This window comes from Pseudoalteromonas sp. McH1-42 (genome assembly GCF_022347845.1).
In the GTDB taxonomy this organism is placed as follows: Bacteria; Pseudomonadota; Gammaproteobacteria; order Enterobacterales; family Alteromonadaceae; genus Pseudoalteromonas; species Pseudoalteromonas rubra_D.
Map to the genome: position 1 here is coordinate 1 of NZ_JAKRFU010000081.1, position 1,034 is coordinate 1,034.

The following is a 1,034-nucleotide window of genomic DNA, read 5'->3' on the forward strand; positions in this document are numbered from 1 at the left end:
ATATAGGCCGATCCACCAGAGGATAATCGTCGCCAGTAAAGAGAGTAATAACAGTATATCGAGCCGGTTGGGGCATCGACTTTTACTATGTCTCAGACCTGTAACTCCACCCAACCTAGTACAGCTCATTAGTAGAATTATGCAGCCTCAAGGTAGCCAACTGGAGTCATGTCTTCCAGCGCATCGTGAGGCCTTTCATAATTGTAAATTTCTAACCATTCATCTGTGATTTCGCGTACTTGTTGTAGTGAATCGAACAGATATAAATCTAATACTTCTTCTCGATAACTACGATTAAAACGCTCCACAAATCCATTCTGATAAGGACTACCTGGCTGAATAAACTCTAACTTTATATTTTTGTTCTGAGCCCAACTTTCCAACAAGCTGGATGTAAATTCAGGTCCATTATCAACCCTTATTTGCACGGTTTTCCTCGCCAGGCAATCACTCGTTCAAGCGTTCTGATAACTCGCTCTGTGGTCAAACTGGTATCTACTTCGATGGCAAGTGCTTGTCGATTATAATCATCGATAATATTTAATGTTCTGAAGCGATGTCCAAAGCTTAAAGCGTCGCTCATGAAATCCATAGACCAAGAATCATTGTGCTTTTCCGGCGCACTCAACGGCTCTGGGCTACGTGCAGGAACACGGCGCTTTCCTTTTCGCCTCAAGTTGAGCTTTAGCATATTGTAAACTCGTTCAACACGCTTCTTGTTCCATGTTTTACCCTGATGCCTGAGCCGTTTAAATAGCTTAGGCAAACCCCAGCGAGGATGACGCTCTACAAGCAACAGCAGCGCATCGATTACCTCATCATCTGGTGGCCGTTTGTGGGTGTAGTAATAGACACTTCGATTTAGTCCTGCAACCTCACAAGCAAGTGCCACACTTACCCCAAACTGCTTAAGGAAATGCTCAACCCACACTCTGCGCCTGCTTGTGCTCACAGCTTTTTTGCAACGATTTCCTCAAGCATAGTGTGTTTCAGACTCAGTGTTGCAAACATGTCCTTGAGCTTGCGATTCTCTT

The 1,034-nt window shown here is 44.2% G+C and carries 2 protein-coding genes; both read right to left on the bottom strand.

Annotated elements, in window-relative coordinates:
- Positions 1-137 precede the first annotated feature (137 nt).
- Entirely contained in the window at positions 138-428 is a 291-nt protein-coding gene (locus tag MHN31_RS24105; protein WP_239445556.1) for an integrase core domain-containing protein, read from the bottom strand.
- Entirely contained in the window at positions 419-952 is a 534-nt protein-coding gene (locus MHN31_RS24110; RefSeq protein ID WP_239445557.1) for a DDE-type integrase/transposase/recombinase, read from the bottom strand. The genes MHN31_RS24105 and MHN31_RS24110 overlap by 10 nt, the downstream gene beginning before the upstream one ends.
- Positions 953-1,034 lie beyond the last annotated feature (82 nt).